The following is a 14,346-nucleotide window of genomic DNA, read 5'->3' as shown; positions in this document are numbered from 1 at the left end:
TTTTCATCTCCGTCGCGTTCAGATTGTGCCGGTAAGTTTTCATTCACCGTTTTTAATTAAAATTGGAGTGAGTTTTTTCTGTCACTGCCCAGTCGGCCTGCGGAAGCGATAAGAGTATGGCGTTTGTTTCCTTTCCTCGGCGATCCCTTTTGCCCCTGCTGCTCTCGGCGACGCTGACGACCTGTTCGATCAGCGACGGGCTGGTGCCGCCGGCCAATGTCGACAGCGGCACCAGAGTCAGCTCGATCTCGCCCGCACGGGCGCCGGCGGCACGCATGGCGCCCTCGGTGCGCATGGCGCCGGTGGAAAGTCAGGCTTCCTATCCCGTTTCCAATGCGCCGGTCGGCAATAGCCAGGGCTCGGTCGATTACCTCAATACGCCGAACCTTGCCGGCACCGGTCATGCCGCGCCCTCCCAACCGGCGGCGCGCGGGGGGCGGCTGCCGATGATCGACAGCGATGAGGCGCTGGCGGCGGGCCAGCCGAGCGGCAACTGGGGCGGCACGCAGAACCTTGCGATCCCTTCCGGTGGCGTCAATATGGATGACGAACTTGGAGCAGAGCCGGTCGTCGGGTTGGCGCAGGAACAACAGCAGCAGATCGCCGAGGGCAATGCGACCGAGCCCGTCGTTGACGGCATCGGCACCGATAGTCCTAAGCAGGTGAACCAGCCGCTACGCCAGCCCGCACCGCAGCCGATGCCGCAGCCGGCGGCACAGGCACAGATGAGCCGGGCGCCCGCCTGGAACGACGGCAGCCCTGTGGTGGCGCCGGCACGCGTTCCGGAAGAGGATGAAAGCGAAGAGGTCGCGATGTTGCGGCCGAACAATCCGATGATGAGCGAACCGGCCGCACCCGTCGATCCCAGCGTCATGCCGACCTCCGAGCTTGCCTGCCGGCGCGAGCTGAAGCGCATGGGCGTGCTCTTCGACGAGAAGCCGCCGATCTCGAACGGGCCGGCCTGCCAGGTGCCCTATCCGGTATCGCTGAAGGGGCTTTCCGGCAGTATCGGTGTCAAGCCGGCGGTAACGCTGAACTGTCAGGTGACGCTCGCCTTCGCCAAATGGGTGAAGAACGAGTTGGCGCCGTCAGCCCGCTACCGCTACTGGAGCGGCATCAGGACGATCCAGCCTCTTGGCGGCTATTCCTGCCGCCGCATGAACAACAGCCGGCAGCGATACAATCCGATGTCTGAACACGCCCACGGCAATGCCATCGACGTCGGCAAGTTCGTGCTGAAGAACGGCCATGAGATCGATGTGCGCAAAAAGGGCCTGTTCTCGCTGCGCGAGGGTCGGCTCTTGAAGGCGGTGCGCACTGACAGCTGCCGCTATTTCAACACCGTGCTCGGGCCCGGCAGCAACCCGGAGCACTGGAACCACTTCCACTTCGACCTTCGTTCCCGCAAGAGCGGCAAGGTCTATTGCGACTAATATCTGTCCCCTTGAACCGTGCGGCGCGGGTGCGGCTGTGGTCGCGGCAAATAGGCCTGCTGGCAGAAAATGGTTCATCCTGGCCGCCCGGCGCGCTATAGATTGCCGGGCGGATTGCCGTTTGAGAGTTAGATCCATGAGCTACGATTTCCATGTCGGCCAGAAGGTCGTGTGCATCAATGATACCTTCAAACACGTCAGCATCGACCAGCTCATCCGCAAAGGCGAGATCTATACGATCCGCTGGGTGGGGGAATATACCCATTATGTCGACGGCACATTCATCGGGGTGAAGCTCGCGGAAATCCATCGCGGCAATGACGACGGGCCGGAAGGTTACGGCGCGGCCGACATGCCTTATCGCGCGACGCGCTTCCGGCCGCTGGTGAAGGACAAGATCGCATCACTGCGCAAGCTGCTCGCCCCGACGCCCGATGCACCGGCGGAGCCAGAGGAAAAGGTCAGGAATAAAGAGAAGGCCTGAGGGCCGCTCCTGTACCGGCCTGTCGCCATCTTGAAAGGTGGTGATCCGATCAGACTGGCTTCCTGCTGAGGAACAGGCCGGTCTCCCTGCTGACATCGAGTGCGCCGCTGCCTTGCCTGAAGGCATCGGCGATCGCTTGGCGGAAGCGGGTGAGTTGAGGCTCGCCGGCGCCTTCGCCGGGCGGATAGGAGGTGAGGGCCAGGAAGACATCTTCGGGCTCGGTAATCCGCATGCTTGCCGGATACTGCAACATGGCGACGTTTCCGAATTGCGTCCGCATCATTTGCTCGGCTGCGTCATATCCAAAGGCTACGGCGGCCGGATCGGTCGGCGCGCTGCCGAAGACGGTCGTCAGGCGATAGATCTCGCGCATATTGCCGATGCCGTTGGTGGTGACCGCGAGAAAGCCGCCCGGTTTCAAGACCCTTGCCATCTCCGCGATGCCGGCGGCCGGGTCGGGCAGGTGATAGAGCATATGCATGGCGATCACCAGATCGAAGGCGCCGTCTTCGAAGGGAAGTGCGGCGGCATCGGCCCGGCAGCCTCGAACGGAGCTGAAGGGCAGCGCGCTGCAGCGCGCCACTGCCTCATCGACCATGCCTGACGAAAGGTCGGTCAGCGTCACAAGTAGATCCTCCGGCAGCAGACTTGCCGTTGCCGCCCAGAACCATGCCGGCCCGCAGCCGACGTCGAGTACGCGATCTCCAGGTTTCAGGGGCAACTGCCCGGCAACCCACGGAAACCAGCCGGTTTTGGCGATGGTATATTCGGTATGGAGTCTGGCGCGGGCGGCGAGCTTGCGGCTGTCGCCATACTGCACGGCATTGCCTTCGGCTATGGAGGACATCTCAATTCTCCGTCTTCCTCGTCAAGTCCCGGGGCCTTAAGGCAGAGCCTATAGAGGGCTTCGTTCCCGGACAAGACGCGACTATGCGCCGCTTGGGCCTGCCTGCACGGCAGGCTCAAGCCCTATGGGGGGATAATAAATCGCATCCGATTAAATCGGAATAATGTTGACATCAAAATCGGCTCGGCGTATTAGAGCGCATCCGATTAAATCGGATACGCTAAAAATATCAAACCGGAAGGATACGACAATGACTGAGAAGCTTCTTTTCGCCGGCAGGACCCATATCGCCGGCGGCCGCAACGGCTATGCACGCAGCAGCGACGGCACGCTCGACATCAAGCTGCCGCAGCCGCATCCGGCGGCCGAAAACCTGTTCGGCGCCGCCTGGTCGGCCTGCTATATTGGCGCCATCGAACTCGCCGCCGCGCAGCGGAAGATCACCTTGCCAGCCGGTCCCGAGGTCGATGCAGAGATCACGCTCAACGGCGATAACGGCTCGTACTTCCTGCGCGCACGGCTCAATGTCAGCCTGGCAGACATCGATCGCGGGATCGCGCAGGAGTTGATCGAGGCGGCCCACGGCATCTGCCCTTATTCCAAGGCGGTCCACGGCAATATCGACGTCGAAACCAGGCTCGTCTGAACGGGAAGGGCCGGCCTCGCGCCGTCACCTTCAAGCGGGGGTCTGCCGATTGGCGGCAGACCCGTTTCTGAGCCAACAGTCCAACCTGCCGATCCGGAGGATGCGCCATGATCAACAGCCAGGCCGAGCCGCACCAAGCCTATGACGAGTTTTCGCTTGTGCTCGATCCCGATGTCTACGAGCCGTTGCCTGACGATTGGCTGATCGGCATCACCGACGTCGTCAGCTCGACCGCGGCAATCCGATCGGGGCGCTATGAAGACGTCAACTATGCCGGCGCATCGATCATCGCCGCTCTCGGCAATGCCTGGGGTTCGTTCGATTTTCCCTTTGTGTTTCGCGGAGACGGAGCAGCCTTCGCCTTGCCGGAAAACGGCATCATGGCCGCGACATCGGCCTTGCGTGATGTCGCGGGCTTTGCCAAAGCCGAGCTTCATCTCGACCTGCGTGTCGGGCTCGTCACCGTCGGCGAAATCCGCGCGAACGGGCGCGACGTCAGGATCGCGCGCTATGCCGCTTCCGAGAGTGCGACCTATGCGATGTTTGCCGGAGGCGGGCTCAAATGGGCGGAACAGCAGCTCAAGAAGGGACGCCTTCTGGTCAAGCCCGGCCGTTATGCGATGAAGCCTGACCTGACGGGCTTGAGCTGCGACTGGGCACCGTTCCCGAGCCAGCTCGGCGAGATACTATCGTTGTTGGTCGAGCCGCGCTACCAGACGCGCCCGGAAGTCTTTGCGGCGCTGGCGAAACGCGTACTCGCGGTTTTCGACGCCGCGCCGCGCCGGTCTCATCCGCTGTCCGGAGGGACGAATATGGCAAGAGAAAAGCAGGTCAGCGCGAAACGCTGGTCGGACGTTGCCTCCAATTCGGATTTCCGCAAGTTCGACGACGGCCTGCGCCTGACGCTGGACTGCGCGCCGGAGCAGATCGACAGTGTCGAAGCCATGCTCATTGCGGCCCGGGCACGCGGCGAGATTGATTTCGGTCTGCACCGCCAGTCTCACGCGCTGATGACCTGCCTCGTGCCATCGGGCCGGCCGGATTCGCATCTGCATTTCCTCGATGGAATGGGCGGCGGTTACGCGAAAGCGGCCGAGATGATGGAGGAGGGCGCACTTGCGGAGGTGGCGCGGTCCTGCCCGTTGTAGGCTGGGGTTCGCACTACTTGTCCTCCTTCATTCCTGTGCTTGTCATAGGAATCCAGTGCGCCCAAGTCCTTGGGCGCGGGAGAATATTAAAGGTAAAAAGGAGTCGTTCACCGCGCGGACGCGCGGTGGCTGGATTCCTGTGACGAGCACAGGAATAAGGAGGGTGGGAATGCACTCTCCTTCATCGTGTCTTGCGGGTCACTCCCGCCTGAGCAGCTTTAGGAGCATTTCACCAAGCTGAGGCGGCGCCAGTTCCGCTTCGCATTCTATCTCCGCGGCGGTAAACCATCTGAGCGCCGTGTGTTCATCGCCGATAAGTCGCGGAGAGCCCTGCCATCGGTCGACGTGATAGACATGGAAGATGGCGGATGCCCCAGGCGGGCTTTCCGAAACGAACTTTCCGGCAAACAGCCAGCGCTGCGGCGTCACGCCGATTTCTTCCAGCAATTCGCGGCGCAGTGCGGTCTCGGCATCTTCGCCGTCTTCGACGTGACCGCCCGGCAGGCTCCACCGATCCGGGTGCGTCCTGCGCTCCGAACTTCGCCTGGCGAGAAGAACGCTGCCATTCCCGATCAATGCGCCGATCGCGATCTCGGGCATGTCACCGAATGTCGACATGTGTCGCGATCATGGTTTTTGCGCCCGCGCCCGCAGCAGGTTGTCGCGCAGCCGCGTCACCGATTTCTGCACGATGGGGAAATCGTCGCCGAGGCCGACGGCGTCGATCAGGACAGAGCCGGGATCGGTGTCGAGAAGATCGCGCCCCGCCGGCGTCAGGCTGACACGCACTTGGCGTTCGTCGGCGGGGTCGCGATGACGGGTGATAAAGCCCGAGGACTCCAGCTTCTTGAGAATGGGCGTCAGCGTGTTGGATTCGAGGAACAGTTTTTCCCCCAGCATACTCACCGTCTGATCGTCATCCTCCGAGAGGGCCACCATGGCGATATATTGGGTATAGGTCAGGCCCAGTGCGTCCAGGACCGGCTTGTAGGCGCGGCCGAAGGCGAGATTGGCCGAATAGACCGCGAAGCACAGGAAAGTCGAAAGCTTACGGCGGTCCGCACCTGGGGCGGGGGGTGCAGGCATCTCGGGCTTTTTCGCGGTTTTGGTGGTGGGCATAGGAATCCTATCGACGCTCTGGTTGCTTACGAATACATATATATCGCATCCGATTAAATCGCAATGTGTATCCGGCTGCTTTTCTGACAGTGTATCCGGCCGTCGCTCCGGCTTCCGGAGCGGCGGCCAGCGTCGGCGTCCTACGGGTTAACTGAACTTCTCCGTCGTATCGGCCTTGCCGAATACCCAATAGCCGGATGCCTTGATCCAGCTCAGCGGGTAGCCCCGTTCCAGCAGATGGGCGCGGATCTCGCGTGTCACCGAGGCTTCCGCCGCGACCCAGACGAAGGTTTCCGGCTTGATGTCGATCATGCTCAACAGTTTAAGCAGTGCCGCGGCATCGGTTGCCTCGGAGAGAGGCCGGTGCGCCCAATGGATATCAAGGTCCGCTCGGGTCTCGAAGCTCTGCTCTTCCAGCGGGCCGGTGACGGCGGCGATCGCGGTGATGGCAGTTTCGGCCGCACTCTCCTCGATCCGGCGGCCGATCGCCGGCAGCGCGGTCTCGTCGCCGATCAGCAACCATCGCGTCACCGCCTTCGAAACCACGGCGGAGCCCCTTGGCCCGCCGATCTCGAGCCGGTCGCCTGGGCGTGCGCCGATCGCCCATTGCGTGACCGGACCTCCCTCGTGCAAGGCGAAGTCAATGGTCAATCTGCGCGCGGCATTGTCATAGCGGCGCGGCGTGTAATCCCGGCGCTCTTCTCCGCCATCGGCGGCGGGAACAAAGATCTTGATGTGGTCGTCGGGCGCAAGGCTGGTGAAATCGGCGAGATCGTCGCCGCTCAATGCGATGCGGCGCATGCCGGGGGTGATGTCGATGACGCTTTCGACCGTTAGGGTGCGCCGCCGTGTGTCGTGGCGCACCCGCTCGATGCCGGGGGCCGGTGAAGTCTGCTCTTTGAATTGATTGTTATCCATGTGTCCTCATGAGCTTTTGAAACTCGATCCGCAGGACACAGTCGCGCAGATCGAAGCCGCAAAGCCGTTCGATCATACGCGTTGAGTGACGTTAACGCTTACGTGGCTGGGTGACCCGGCCATTGACGGGTTTGATGTAGCGGAGCGCGGCGGCATGTGCAACCGCAGCGAGGCCGCAAAACCCGATGATTGCCGAACTTTAACTTTTCGCAGCCCGTTCGGTCGGGCAATGTCGGCCAACAATCGAGACAGAAGGGCGGGCCGATGGACAACAGGATCGAGGAAGTGCTCGATATCTATCACAGCATGATCGACACGGAGCGCAACAGCCCGCGCGAGCTGCCTCCCGGCGGCCGCGACGGAGGGCAGGACCAGCGGCTGCGCGCGGTCGGGCCGGAGACCGGGCAGTTCATCAACATCCTCGCCAGGAGCCTCAGGGCGCCGACCATTCTCGAACTTGGCACCTCCTTCGGCTATTCGGGGATATGGCTGGCGGAAGCCGCCCGCGCTTCAGGCGGCCGGCTGATCACCATGGAAATGCACGATTACAAGTCGGCCTATGCGCGCGATATGGCCGTCAAGGCGGGCCTTGCCGACCATGTCGAGTTCAAAGTCGGCGACGCCGTCCAGATGATCGACGCGCTTTCTGAGGGCATCGACTTCGTGCTCGTGGATCTCTGGAAGGATCTCTACCTTCCCTGCCTCGAGGCCTTCTATCCCAAGCTCAATTCGGGCGCGATCATCGTCGCCGACAATATGATCCGGCCCGGGGGCGAGGATGTAAGGCGCTACGGCGAAGCCATCCGCGCCAGGCCGGGAATCTCAAGCGTGCTGCTGCCGGTTGGCAGCGGACTTGAGGTCAGCCGTTTCGACCGCGGTTGACGGCGGGCGATCACGAGAATCCGGTGCGTCCAACTCCTTAGGCGAGGGCGTATCGTGGGATTGCACCGCGTTTTGTCGACCTCGTAACCGCACACATATTGCCGCTCATTGCTACTTTTGAATGCGGCACAAAAGATGACACGTTTGAAGCTCATTTCCGACATTTTCCCGATCGAAGCTCCGCGCCATTGAGACTTGGGGAGATGTGATGTCGGGCATTCTTATCGCCACCCTGTTGGCAACGGTTTCAGCAAAGATTCCCGCCGGATTATCTGGCGGTGACGTTCTCTATTCTGATTGCAGCGGGTCCCGGCAGTTTGTCGTCGGGTATGTTGCCGGCTGGTTGGACAAATGGAATAGTGACGAGTATCTCGCCCGTCGCATTTTTACCGAGGCCGCTCCCACACCCAGCAGGATGGTGAACTCGGCGCATTTTGCAATCGCCGTTGGAGTTAACGTCTGCATTCCAACCGGGGCCACGGCGGAAGCGATCGGCAATGCGCTATGCACGTTCCTCGAAGAAAATCCCGGCATACGCGAGGCGACGGGCGACGAGCTGATGATGACCTTGGCTCACTATAAATACCACTGCCCGATCCCTTAGGGGAATTCACATCGGCTTATTGGCCTGCGGGCGCATGAGCGCTGCTGGTGAGAGCGGGTGGGCAAGTGCCGCCACATCGTCTTGCGCGCCGGGCGCTTTCACGCGACAAAGTCCGGATGAGCATTCCCATAACCCATCCCTTCTCCTTCGATCCGACCTACGGCATGCGGCTCGAGGAACTCCTTGCGGTCGAGCCGCCGGAGGAGCCTGATGGTTTCGACGCATTCTGGAAGGCACGCTATCAAAAGGCGCTGACGGTCGATCCGCAGCCGGTTCTTTCCCGGAGCCAGCTCACCCATCCCGATTGGCACGTGCTCGACCTCGTCTATCTCTCTACGAATGCGTTCCGGATCGGCGGCTGGCTGCTCCTGCCGCGCGGCGGGCAGGTGCGGCGCGGTCTCGTCGTCGGCCATGGTTACGGCGGGCGCGACCGGCCGGATTTCGACCTGCCGGTCGAGGAAACGGCGCTGATCTTTCCCTGCTGCCGCGGGCTGTCGCTCAGCGCCCATCCGCCGATTTCGCAGAATCCTTCCTGGCACGTGCTGCACGAAATCGACAAGAAGGACTCCTATATCATCGGCGGCTGCGTCGAGGATATCTGGCTTGCCGTCTCGACGCTCGCAGCTCTCTATCCCTGGCTCTCGGGGCATATCGGTTATAGCGGCATCAGCTTCGGCGGCGGTATCGGAGCGATGGCGATCGCTTATGATCCGCGCATCGACCGCGGGCATCTCGCACTTCCAAGCTTCGGGCACCAGCCGCTGCGCCTCGAACTGCCGAGCGCCGGCAGTGCGCAAGGAGTGCAGGAATATCAGGCGGAACATGGAAACGTGCTGGAGACGCTGCGCTTCTTCGATGCGGCGACAGCCGCGCGGCGGATCAGGGTGCCGATGCTGACGGCGGTGGCGCTTTTCGATCCTTCGGTCGCGCCGCCCTGCCAGTTCGCTGTCGCCAATTCGATACCGAAATTTAATGAAATCTTCATCCTGGACGCCGGGCATTTCGACTACCCTGGAAGTGCTGAGCAAGAAGCGGTGCTCCGCGACGAGATCGGACAGTTCTTCAGGGTGCCATGAACCGCGAATATCTGCGCTGGTACAGTCAGCGTCTGCATCGAGACATGGAGATGCTGGTGCTCGGCCATGCCGGCGCAAAGGTGCTGGTCTTTCCGACGCGGGAAGGGCGCTTTTTCGAATATGAACAGCTCGGTCTGGTCGCAAGCCTTGCAGACAAGCTGCAGGCCGGTCATCTCCAGCTTTATTGCATCGAGGGACTGGCAACCGAGAGCCTTTACGGCTTCCACCGCCATCCGGCCGATCGCATCCGCCGGCATGCCGCTTTGGAGGATTATATCCTCAACGAGGTGCTGCCGCTGATGGCGGCGAAGAACCCGCATGACTGGACCATCGTGCAGCACGGATGCAGCCTCGGCGCCTTCCAGGCGGCAAGCCTCGTCTTCCGCCACCCGCATCTCTTCCGGAAGCTCGTCGCCTTTTCCGGGCGCTACGATCTGACGATGAAGGTGGAATCCTTCGGCGACCTGTTTGATGGCTATTACGACGTCGGCGTCTATTTCCACACGCCGATGCATTTCCTGCCCGGTCTCGGCGGCGACTGGCGGCTCGACAGGCTGCGCGACGCGACATCGTTCTCACCATCGGCGATGCTGATCCTTTTCTCGACAACAACCGGCATTTCAGTCGGCTGCTCGCGGACAAGAATGTCGGCCATCAGCTGCATGTGTGGGATGGTCGCGCCCACCGTGCCGGCGCATGGCGGAAGATGGCAGCGCTTTACCTCTGACGCCTGGGGAACTTTTACGGCCAATTTAGAGCTGCGGTCGCCACCGGGGCATCCCACAGCGCGATCTCCTCGTTGGTCAGGAGGGCGAGGGTGATGGACAGGCCCTGCATGTCGAGCGAAGTGACATAGGTTCCCACAAGCGAGCGCTCGATCGAGATGCCTCTTTCCTCGATAAAGCGGCGGGCGCCGTTGTAGGCCAGGTAGAGTTCGGCCGGCGGCGTGCCGCCGAGGCCGTTGACGAAGAGCAGTGCCCTTGCGTGAGGCGCTGCCGCGATGTCGCCGGCGATGGTCTCGCAGAGATGGCCGATGATGGCGTCGGAGGCTGCGAAGGGCTGCCTGGCATGGCCGGGCTCGCCATGGATGCCGACGCCCATTTCCATCTCGCCAGGCCCGAGCGCAAACGTCGTGCGCTCGGTCTGCGGCACCGTCACGCCGTTCAGCGCCACACCCATCGAGCGGATGCGGGTGTTCAACCCCTCGCCAAGCTGCTTCAACTCGGCCAGCGGCATGCCGCGCTCGGCCGCTGCACCCAAGAGCTTTTCGACGATCAGTGTTCCGGCGACGCCGCGTCGGCCTCTGCCTTCGCCGATCCGCGACGTTTCGATGTCGTCGCTGACGACGACCATGTCGATGTTGTGGCGGTCGCCGGCCATCTCGATCGCCATTTCGAAATTCATCAGATCGCCGTCATAGTTCTTGACCACGAGCAGGCAGCCGGCGCCGGTATCGGCCTCTTCGATGGCGGCGATGATCTGGCTCGGTGTCGGAGAGGTGAAGATATGGCCGACGCACGCGGCATCCAGCATGCCTTGGCCGACGAAGCCGATATGCATCGGCTCATGGCCGGCGCCGCCGCCTGATATGAGAGCCACCTTGCCAGGGGTGAGATGGCGGCGGCGGATGCATCTGCGCTCAGGCCCGAACACCACGAAGGCCTCATGGGCGCGCACGAAGCCTTCGACGCTTTCGGCGACCATGGATTCCGCAGTGTTCATGAACTTCTTCATCAAGCCCCTCCCAAGGCCAAAGGCATTACGTTACGTCAACCTGCTCACCACTACTCACTCGCCCCTGAAATCGCGACGATCTTCTGCACCAGATCGGAGATCGCCTCTTCCAGCAGCCGATTCTTCCTGTCGTCACCGAAGTCGGGCACCATTAGCGACAGGTGTCGCAATTTCTCGGAATGGCCGAGATCCGGCAACTTGCCGGGATGGGCGGCCTGATAGGCTTCGAGAAAGCGCTCCTCTTCGGCAGCGCTAAAATGGCAGACGCGGACGATGGTCGCGAGATGGCGCGCCGGCAGCGGCGTTGCATAGGTCGGGCTGGTGATCTGGGTGACGAAGCTGCGATGTTTTCCAAGCGCCGTCGCCAGGCGCTGACGCGTGCCCGATGGCCTGTTGTCGATGATCTGCGCCAGAATGGACTTGTAGGCGATAATGGCGTCTTCGGTGTCTTCGCGCGCCATCCTATTCTCCGGCTGCCTTTGTGCCATCGGCGTTGAGGCCGATGATCGCCGATCTTATCGCGGGACGCCGGGCCGGCGCCACGGAAAAATGCCGAAGGCCGGCGGCGAGCAGCCCTGGCAGATAGCTGGGATTGCCGGCCATGTCGCCGCAGATACTGGTGGGCTTGCCGGCGGCAAGCTTCACAGCCTGAGCAATCAGCCGGAGCACGGCGGGTGCGGTCTTGCCGGCATCGGCATCGATGTCGTCGCGCGTGGAGGCGGCAAGATACTGCGTGAGATCGTTGGTTCCGAACGAGAAGAACGCCGCCGCGCCGAACGTGTCGAGCATCAATGCGGCTGATGGCACCTCCACCATCATGCCGATCGGCGGCATCCGGTGGGGAAGCGAACGGCGGCCAAGCTTTTCGGCTTCCTCGCGGAATAGCTCGCGCATCCTGTCGACCTCATCAGGGTAGGTCACCATCGGCAGCATCACCGACAGCCTGCCGAAGACGGCGGCGCGCAGTAGGGCGCGGGCCTGGACGCGGGCAATTTCCGGCTGGGCAAGCAGCAGCCGGATACCACGCAGACCCGAGGCGGCGAGAGCCGGCAGGTCTTCCAGGCCGGCGAGCGGCTTGTCGCCGCCGATATCGAGCATGCGGATCGTTACCGGCTTTTCGCCCGCCTGCTCCAGCACGCGGCGATAGATTGCCAGCTGTCGTTCCTCGTTGGCGGCATCGGCGACCGAGGCAACTGAAAACTCCGAGCGCATCAGGCCGACGCCTGCCGTTGCCGGATCGAGCGCGCCGATCTCGGCAGGATCGTTGATGTTGATGGAGAGCAGGATCGGGACGCCATCCGCCGTGCGTAGCTCGCCGCTTGCTGTTTGCTTGTCGGTGGCAGGAGTTCGTGCGGGCGCCGGCAAGGGGATCAGCATGCCGCCGGCCTTCAGGACGACCGTGCCGGCATCGCCATCCACGCGAACGGGATCTCCATCTGCTGCCGAAAAGCGGCCCGTGCCGACCACCATCGGCACTGATTTCGCCCTGGCAAGCAGGGCGACGTGGCCGGCGGTGCTGCCTGCAAACAGCGCGATGCCGCCGCCTTTCGACCAGTCATGGGCGAGAAAGCGGCTCGGCTCCATATCCTTCCCAACGAAGACCGAGCCGGGCGGGAAATCGGCGATCGGGGTGCCGGCGAGCGCCCCGAGCACGCGGTTCTTGATGTCGAGAATATCGACGGCGCGTGCCCGCATTTGTTCTTCGTCGGCCGCTTCGAGTTCACCGATATAGGCGTCGAGGGTGGCGACCCAGGCGAAGACGACATTCTCGTCGGCCTCCATGCGCGCGCCCGTCGCTTCCGCGATCGTCGGATCGCGCAGCACCTCGATCTGGAAATCGATGATATCCCGGCTTTCGGCATCGGCTCCATCGGCAAGGTGCTCGAGTTCGCCGATCGAGATGTCGATCGCCTTCTCCAGCGCGCTGTATCCACCGACGGCTCGGGATGCAGGGGCGGCGTCCGGCCGCTCGGCAGCGGAAGGAGCCTTCGGCTCCTCCGCGAGAAAGGCCGGGCCGGATGCGATGCCCGGGGATGCGCTCTTCGCTTTCAGTCTAAGCGGTTCGGCCATGCTTCTTTTCCTCATCGAAGTTGCGCTCGATGAGTTCCTTCAGCGCGCGGATCGCCTCTTCGGCGAGAATGCCGTCGGCGCGGATCCTGAGGATCGAACCTTTACGGATTCTCGCGCCCATGATCTTGATGATGCTCTTGCCGTTCAGCCAGATATCGCTGCCGTTGACGGCGACCTCGATCGAACAGGGGAAGGACTTGGCAAGCCGCGTGAAGGTGACGGAGGGGCGGGCGTGCAGCCCGACACCGTGCTTGACTTCCACCTCCGTCTGGCAATTCACGTGCAATGGATCGGGCTCCTGTTTTTCACTACGCAATCCTGGTGTCATCAGGGGGACAGTTCCTCGGCTGTGGCGACGACCTTGGCCAGCGACGCGCCCCCCGACGCCTCGGCAGCAGCGATGACGGCGCCTTCGACGAGCGGCGCGTTGCATATGGAGACGAGGGCCGAGCGGGGAAGGCCCAGCATTTCGATCGCCATCTCGCTGTTGGTTTCGGCGCCGCCGAGGTCGACGAAGACGGCGACGCCGGCCTCGGACCAGGCGGCCTCGATCGCTCTCAGGATGCCGCCGGCATCGGTCCCGAGATCGCCATGGACATTGCCGCCTGACCAAGAGAGCGGCACGCTGTCGCCCACCATCTGCCTGACCATGTCGGCGATACCCCTTGCCACCAGCGGCGAGTGGGAGACGATCACGATACCCACATTTGCGGTCTTTCCATTCATTGCGGACGATGCTCCCCGAGATAGCGGCAGATTGCCGTGGTCAGCAGCGCGCAGCTCGACGCGCCGGGATCGACATGGCCGATCGAGCGGTCACCGAGATAGGCGGCGCGCCCGCGCATCGCCTTCATCGCGGCGGTTCTGTTGGCCGAGCGTTCGGCCTTGCGGGCGACGTCACCGAGTGGAGACCTCTTCGCTAACGCGGCATGCACGGGATAGAGCACGTCGAGCAGGGTCTTGTCGCCGGCATGCGCCCGACCGCGTCTCGCGACGGCGTCGATAGCCTGCTTCAGCACCAGCGAAAAATCGGCCGTCTCGTCGCTTTTGCGAAGCTCGCGACCGATCTCCATCAGCAGCGTGCCGTAGAGCGGCCCGGCCGCTCCGCCGACATTCATCACCAGCGTCAGGCCGATCTTTTCCATGGCGTCGGGGAAGGGCAGGCTGGACAGGCTTTCGCCTTCGGCGCTGACTGCCTCGCAGCCGCGCCGCATATTGGTTCCGTGATCGCCATCGCCGATGGCGCGATCGAGCGCGCAGAGGTGATCGCTGTTTGCCGCGATCGTCGCGCGGCACACCTCGATCAATCCTGCCACAAGCACCGGTTCCGCCTGCACTGTCATCCTCCCTGTCGCCGCATCTCCCGTGCGGCTCTCAAACTTTAC

The 14,346-nt window shown here is 62.7% G+C and carries 17 protein-coding genes and 1 pseudogene; 8 read left to right on the top strand and 10 right to left on the bottom strand.

Annotated elements, in window-relative coordinates; all coding sequences use genetic code 11:
• The first annotated feature begins 116 nt into the window (after nucleotides 1–116).
• Nucleotides 117–1,433: an extensin-like domain-containing protein gene (locus K6N12_RS23265; RefSeq protein WP_097625852.1), complete on the top strand. Its 1,317-nt coding sequence runs from the start codon at nucleotides 117–119 to the stop codon at nucleotides 1,431–1,433.
• A 136-nt stretch (nucleotides 1,434–1,569) separates the two neighbouring features.
• Nucleotides 1,570–1,917 carry a CAP-Gly domain-containing protein gene (locus tag K6N12_RS23260; RefSeq protein ID WP_097625851.1) on the top strand — a complete coding sequence of 116 codons (348 nt, stop codon included), beginning with the start codon at nucleotides 1,570–1,572 and terminating at the stop codon, nucleotides 1,915–1,917.
• Between the two features lie 49 nt (nucleotides 1,918–1,966).
• Here K6N12_RS23260 and K6N12_RS23255 read toward each other — a convergent pair whose 3' ends face one another.
• Nucleotides 1,967–2,764: a class I SAM-dependent methyltransferase gene (locus K6N12_RS23255; RefSeq protein WP_097625850.1), complete on the bottom strand. Its 798-nt coding sequence runs from the start codon at nucleotides 2,762–2,764 to the stop codon at nucleotides 1,967–1,969.
• 250 nt (nucleotides 2,765–3,014) lie between these two features.
• Between K6N12_RS23255 and K6N12_RS23250 the strand changes: the two genes are divergently transcribed.
• Both K6N12_RS23250 and K6N12_RS23245 read left to right on the top strand, forming a co-directional pair.
• Nucleotides 3,015–3,410 (top strand): Ohr family peroxiredoxin, encoded by a 396-nt coding sequence (locus tag K6N12_RS23250; RefSeq protein WP_097625849.1) that lies wholly within the window; start codon nucleotides 3,015–3,017, stop codon nucleotides 3,408–3,410.
• A 107-nt stretch (nucleotides 3,411–3,517) separates the two neighbouring features.
• Nucleotides 3,518–4,558, top strand: a complete 1,041-nt coding sequence (locus K6N12_RS23245; RefSeq protein WP_097625848.1) for a DUF3095 family protein — start codon at nucleotides 3,518–3,520, stop codon at nucleotides 4,556–4,558.
• Between the two features lie 198 nt (nucleotides 4,559–4,756).
• On the opposite strand, the gene K6N12_RS23240 is transcribed toward K6N12_RS23245, so the two are convergent.
• The 3 genes from K6N12_RS23240 to K6N12_RS23230 all read right to left on the bottom strand — a co-directional run bounded on the left by K6N12_RS23240 (nucleotide 4,757) and on the right by K6N12_RS23230 (nucleotide 6,595).
• The gene (locus tag K6N12_RS23240; protein WP_097626054.1) at nucleotides 4,757–5,158 is read right to left on the bottom strand and encodes an NUDIX hydrolase; all 402 of its coding nucleotides are present in this window, start codon (nucleotides 5,156–5,158) and stop codon (nucleotides 4,757–4,759) included.
• 27 nt (nucleotides 5,159–5,185) lie between these two features.
• Complete coding sequence (locus K6N12_RS23235) at nucleotides 5,186–5,677, bottom strand: MarR family winged helix-turn-helix transcriptional regulator (RefSeq protein WP_097625847.1); 492 nt, start codon at nucleotides 5,675–5,677, stop codon at nucleotides 5,186–5,188.
• A 147-nt stretch (nucleotides 5,678–5,824) separates the two neighbouring features.
• Entirely contained in the window at nucleotides 5,825–6,595 is a 771-nt protein-coding gene (locus K6N12_RS23230; RefSeq protein ID WP_097625846.1) for a siderophore-interacting protein, read from the bottom strand.
• 264 nt (nucleotides 6,596–6,859) lie between these two features.
• Here K6N12_RS23230 and K6N12_RS23225 point away from each other — a divergent pair, with 264 nt between their 5' ends.
• From K6N12_RS23225 to K6N12_RS23210, 4 genes and pseudogenes are all read left to right on the top strand, one after another.
• Nucleotides 6,860–7,477: an O-methyltransferase gene (locus K6N12_RS23225; RefSeq protein WP_097625845.1), complete on the top strand. Its 618-nt coding sequence runs from the start codon at nucleotides 6,860–6,862 to the stop codon at nucleotides 7,475–7,477.
• A 208-nt stretch (nucleotides 7,478–7,685) separates the two neighbouring features.
• Entirely contained in the window at nucleotides 7,686–8,081 is a 396-nt protein-coding gene (locus K6N12_RS23220; RefSeq protein WP_097625844.1) for a Rap1a/Tai family immunity protein, read from the top strand.
• A 116-nt stretch (nucleotides 8,082–8,197) separates the two neighbouring features.
• Complete coding sequence (locus K6N12_RS23215; RefSeq protein WP_097625843.1) at nucleotides 8,198–9,157, top strand: acetylxylan esterase; 960 nt, start codon at nucleotides 8,198–8,200, stop codon at nucleotides 9,155–9,157.
• Nucleotides 9,154–9,884, top strand: a pseudogene (locus K6N12_RS23210) (esterase family protein). The gene K6N12_RS23215 and the pseudogene K6N12_RS23210 overlap by 4 nt, the downstream one beginning before the upstream one ends.
• A 14-nt stretch (nucleotides 9,885–9,898) precedes the next feature.
• Here the strand turns inward: K6N12_RS23210 and K6N12_RS23205 are convergent.
• From K6N12_RS23205 to dhaL, 6 genes are read right to left on the bottom strand one after another with little or no spacing between them, the layout of a single operon-like run.
• Nucleotides 9,899–10,891, bottom strand: a complete 993-nt coding sequence (locus tag K6N12_RS23205; RefSeq protein WP_097625842.1) for a dihydroxyacetone kinase subunit DhaK — start codon at nucleotides 10,889–10,891, stop codon at nucleotides 9,899–9,901.
• 50 nt (nucleotides 10,892–10,941) lie between these two features.
• Complete coding sequence (locus K6N12_RS23200) at nucleotides 10,942–11,352, bottom strand: hypothetical protein (protein ID WP_097625841.1); 411 nt, start codon at nucleotides 11,350–11,352, stop codon at nucleotides 10,942–10,944.
• A 1-nt stretch (nucleotide 11,353) separates the two neighbouring features.
• Nucleotides 11,354–12,961, bottom strand: coding sequence for a putative PEP-binding protein (locus K6N12_RS23195; protein WP_097625840.1), 1,608 nt, complete (start codon nucleotides 12,959–12,961; stop codon nucleotides 11,354–11,356).
• Nucleotides 12,945–13,289: an HPr family phosphocarrier protein gene (locus K6N12_RS23190; protein WP_097625839.1), complete on the bottom strand. Its 345-nt coding sequence runs from the start codon at nucleotides 13,287–13,289 to the stop codon at nucleotides 12,945–12,947. Before K6N12_RS23190 ends, K6N12_RS23195 begins: the two co-directional genes overlap by 17 nt.
• On the bottom strand, nucleotides 13,289–13,687 hold the full coding sequence (dhaM, locus tag K6N12_RS23185; RefSeq protein WP_097625838.1) for a dihydroxyacetone kinase phosphoryl donor subunit DhaM: 399 nt from the start codon (nucleotides 13,685–13,687) through the stop codon (nucleotides 13,289–13,291). The genes K6N12_RS23190 and dhaM overlap by 1 nt, the downstream gene beginning before the upstream one ends.
• Nucleotides 13,684–14,304 carry a dihydroxyacetone kinase subunit DhaL gene (gene dhaL / locus K6N12_RS23180; protein WP_097625837.1) on the bottom strand — a complete coding sequence of 207 codons (621 nt, stop codon included), beginning with the start codon at nucleotides 14,302–14,304 and terminating at the stop codon, nucleotides 13,684–13,686. Before dhaL ends, dhaM begins: the two co-directional genes overlap by 4 nt.
• Between the last annotated feature and the right edge of the window lie 42 nt (nucleotides 14,305–14,346).

The organism is Rhizobium redzepovicii, assembly GCF_019793435.1.
Classification (GTDB): domain Bacteria; phylum Pseudomonadota; class Alphaproteobacteria; order Rhizobiales; family Rhizobiaceae; genus Rhizobium; species Rhizobium redzepovicii.
This window is presented reverse-complemented; position numbering and strand designations above follow the sequence as displayed.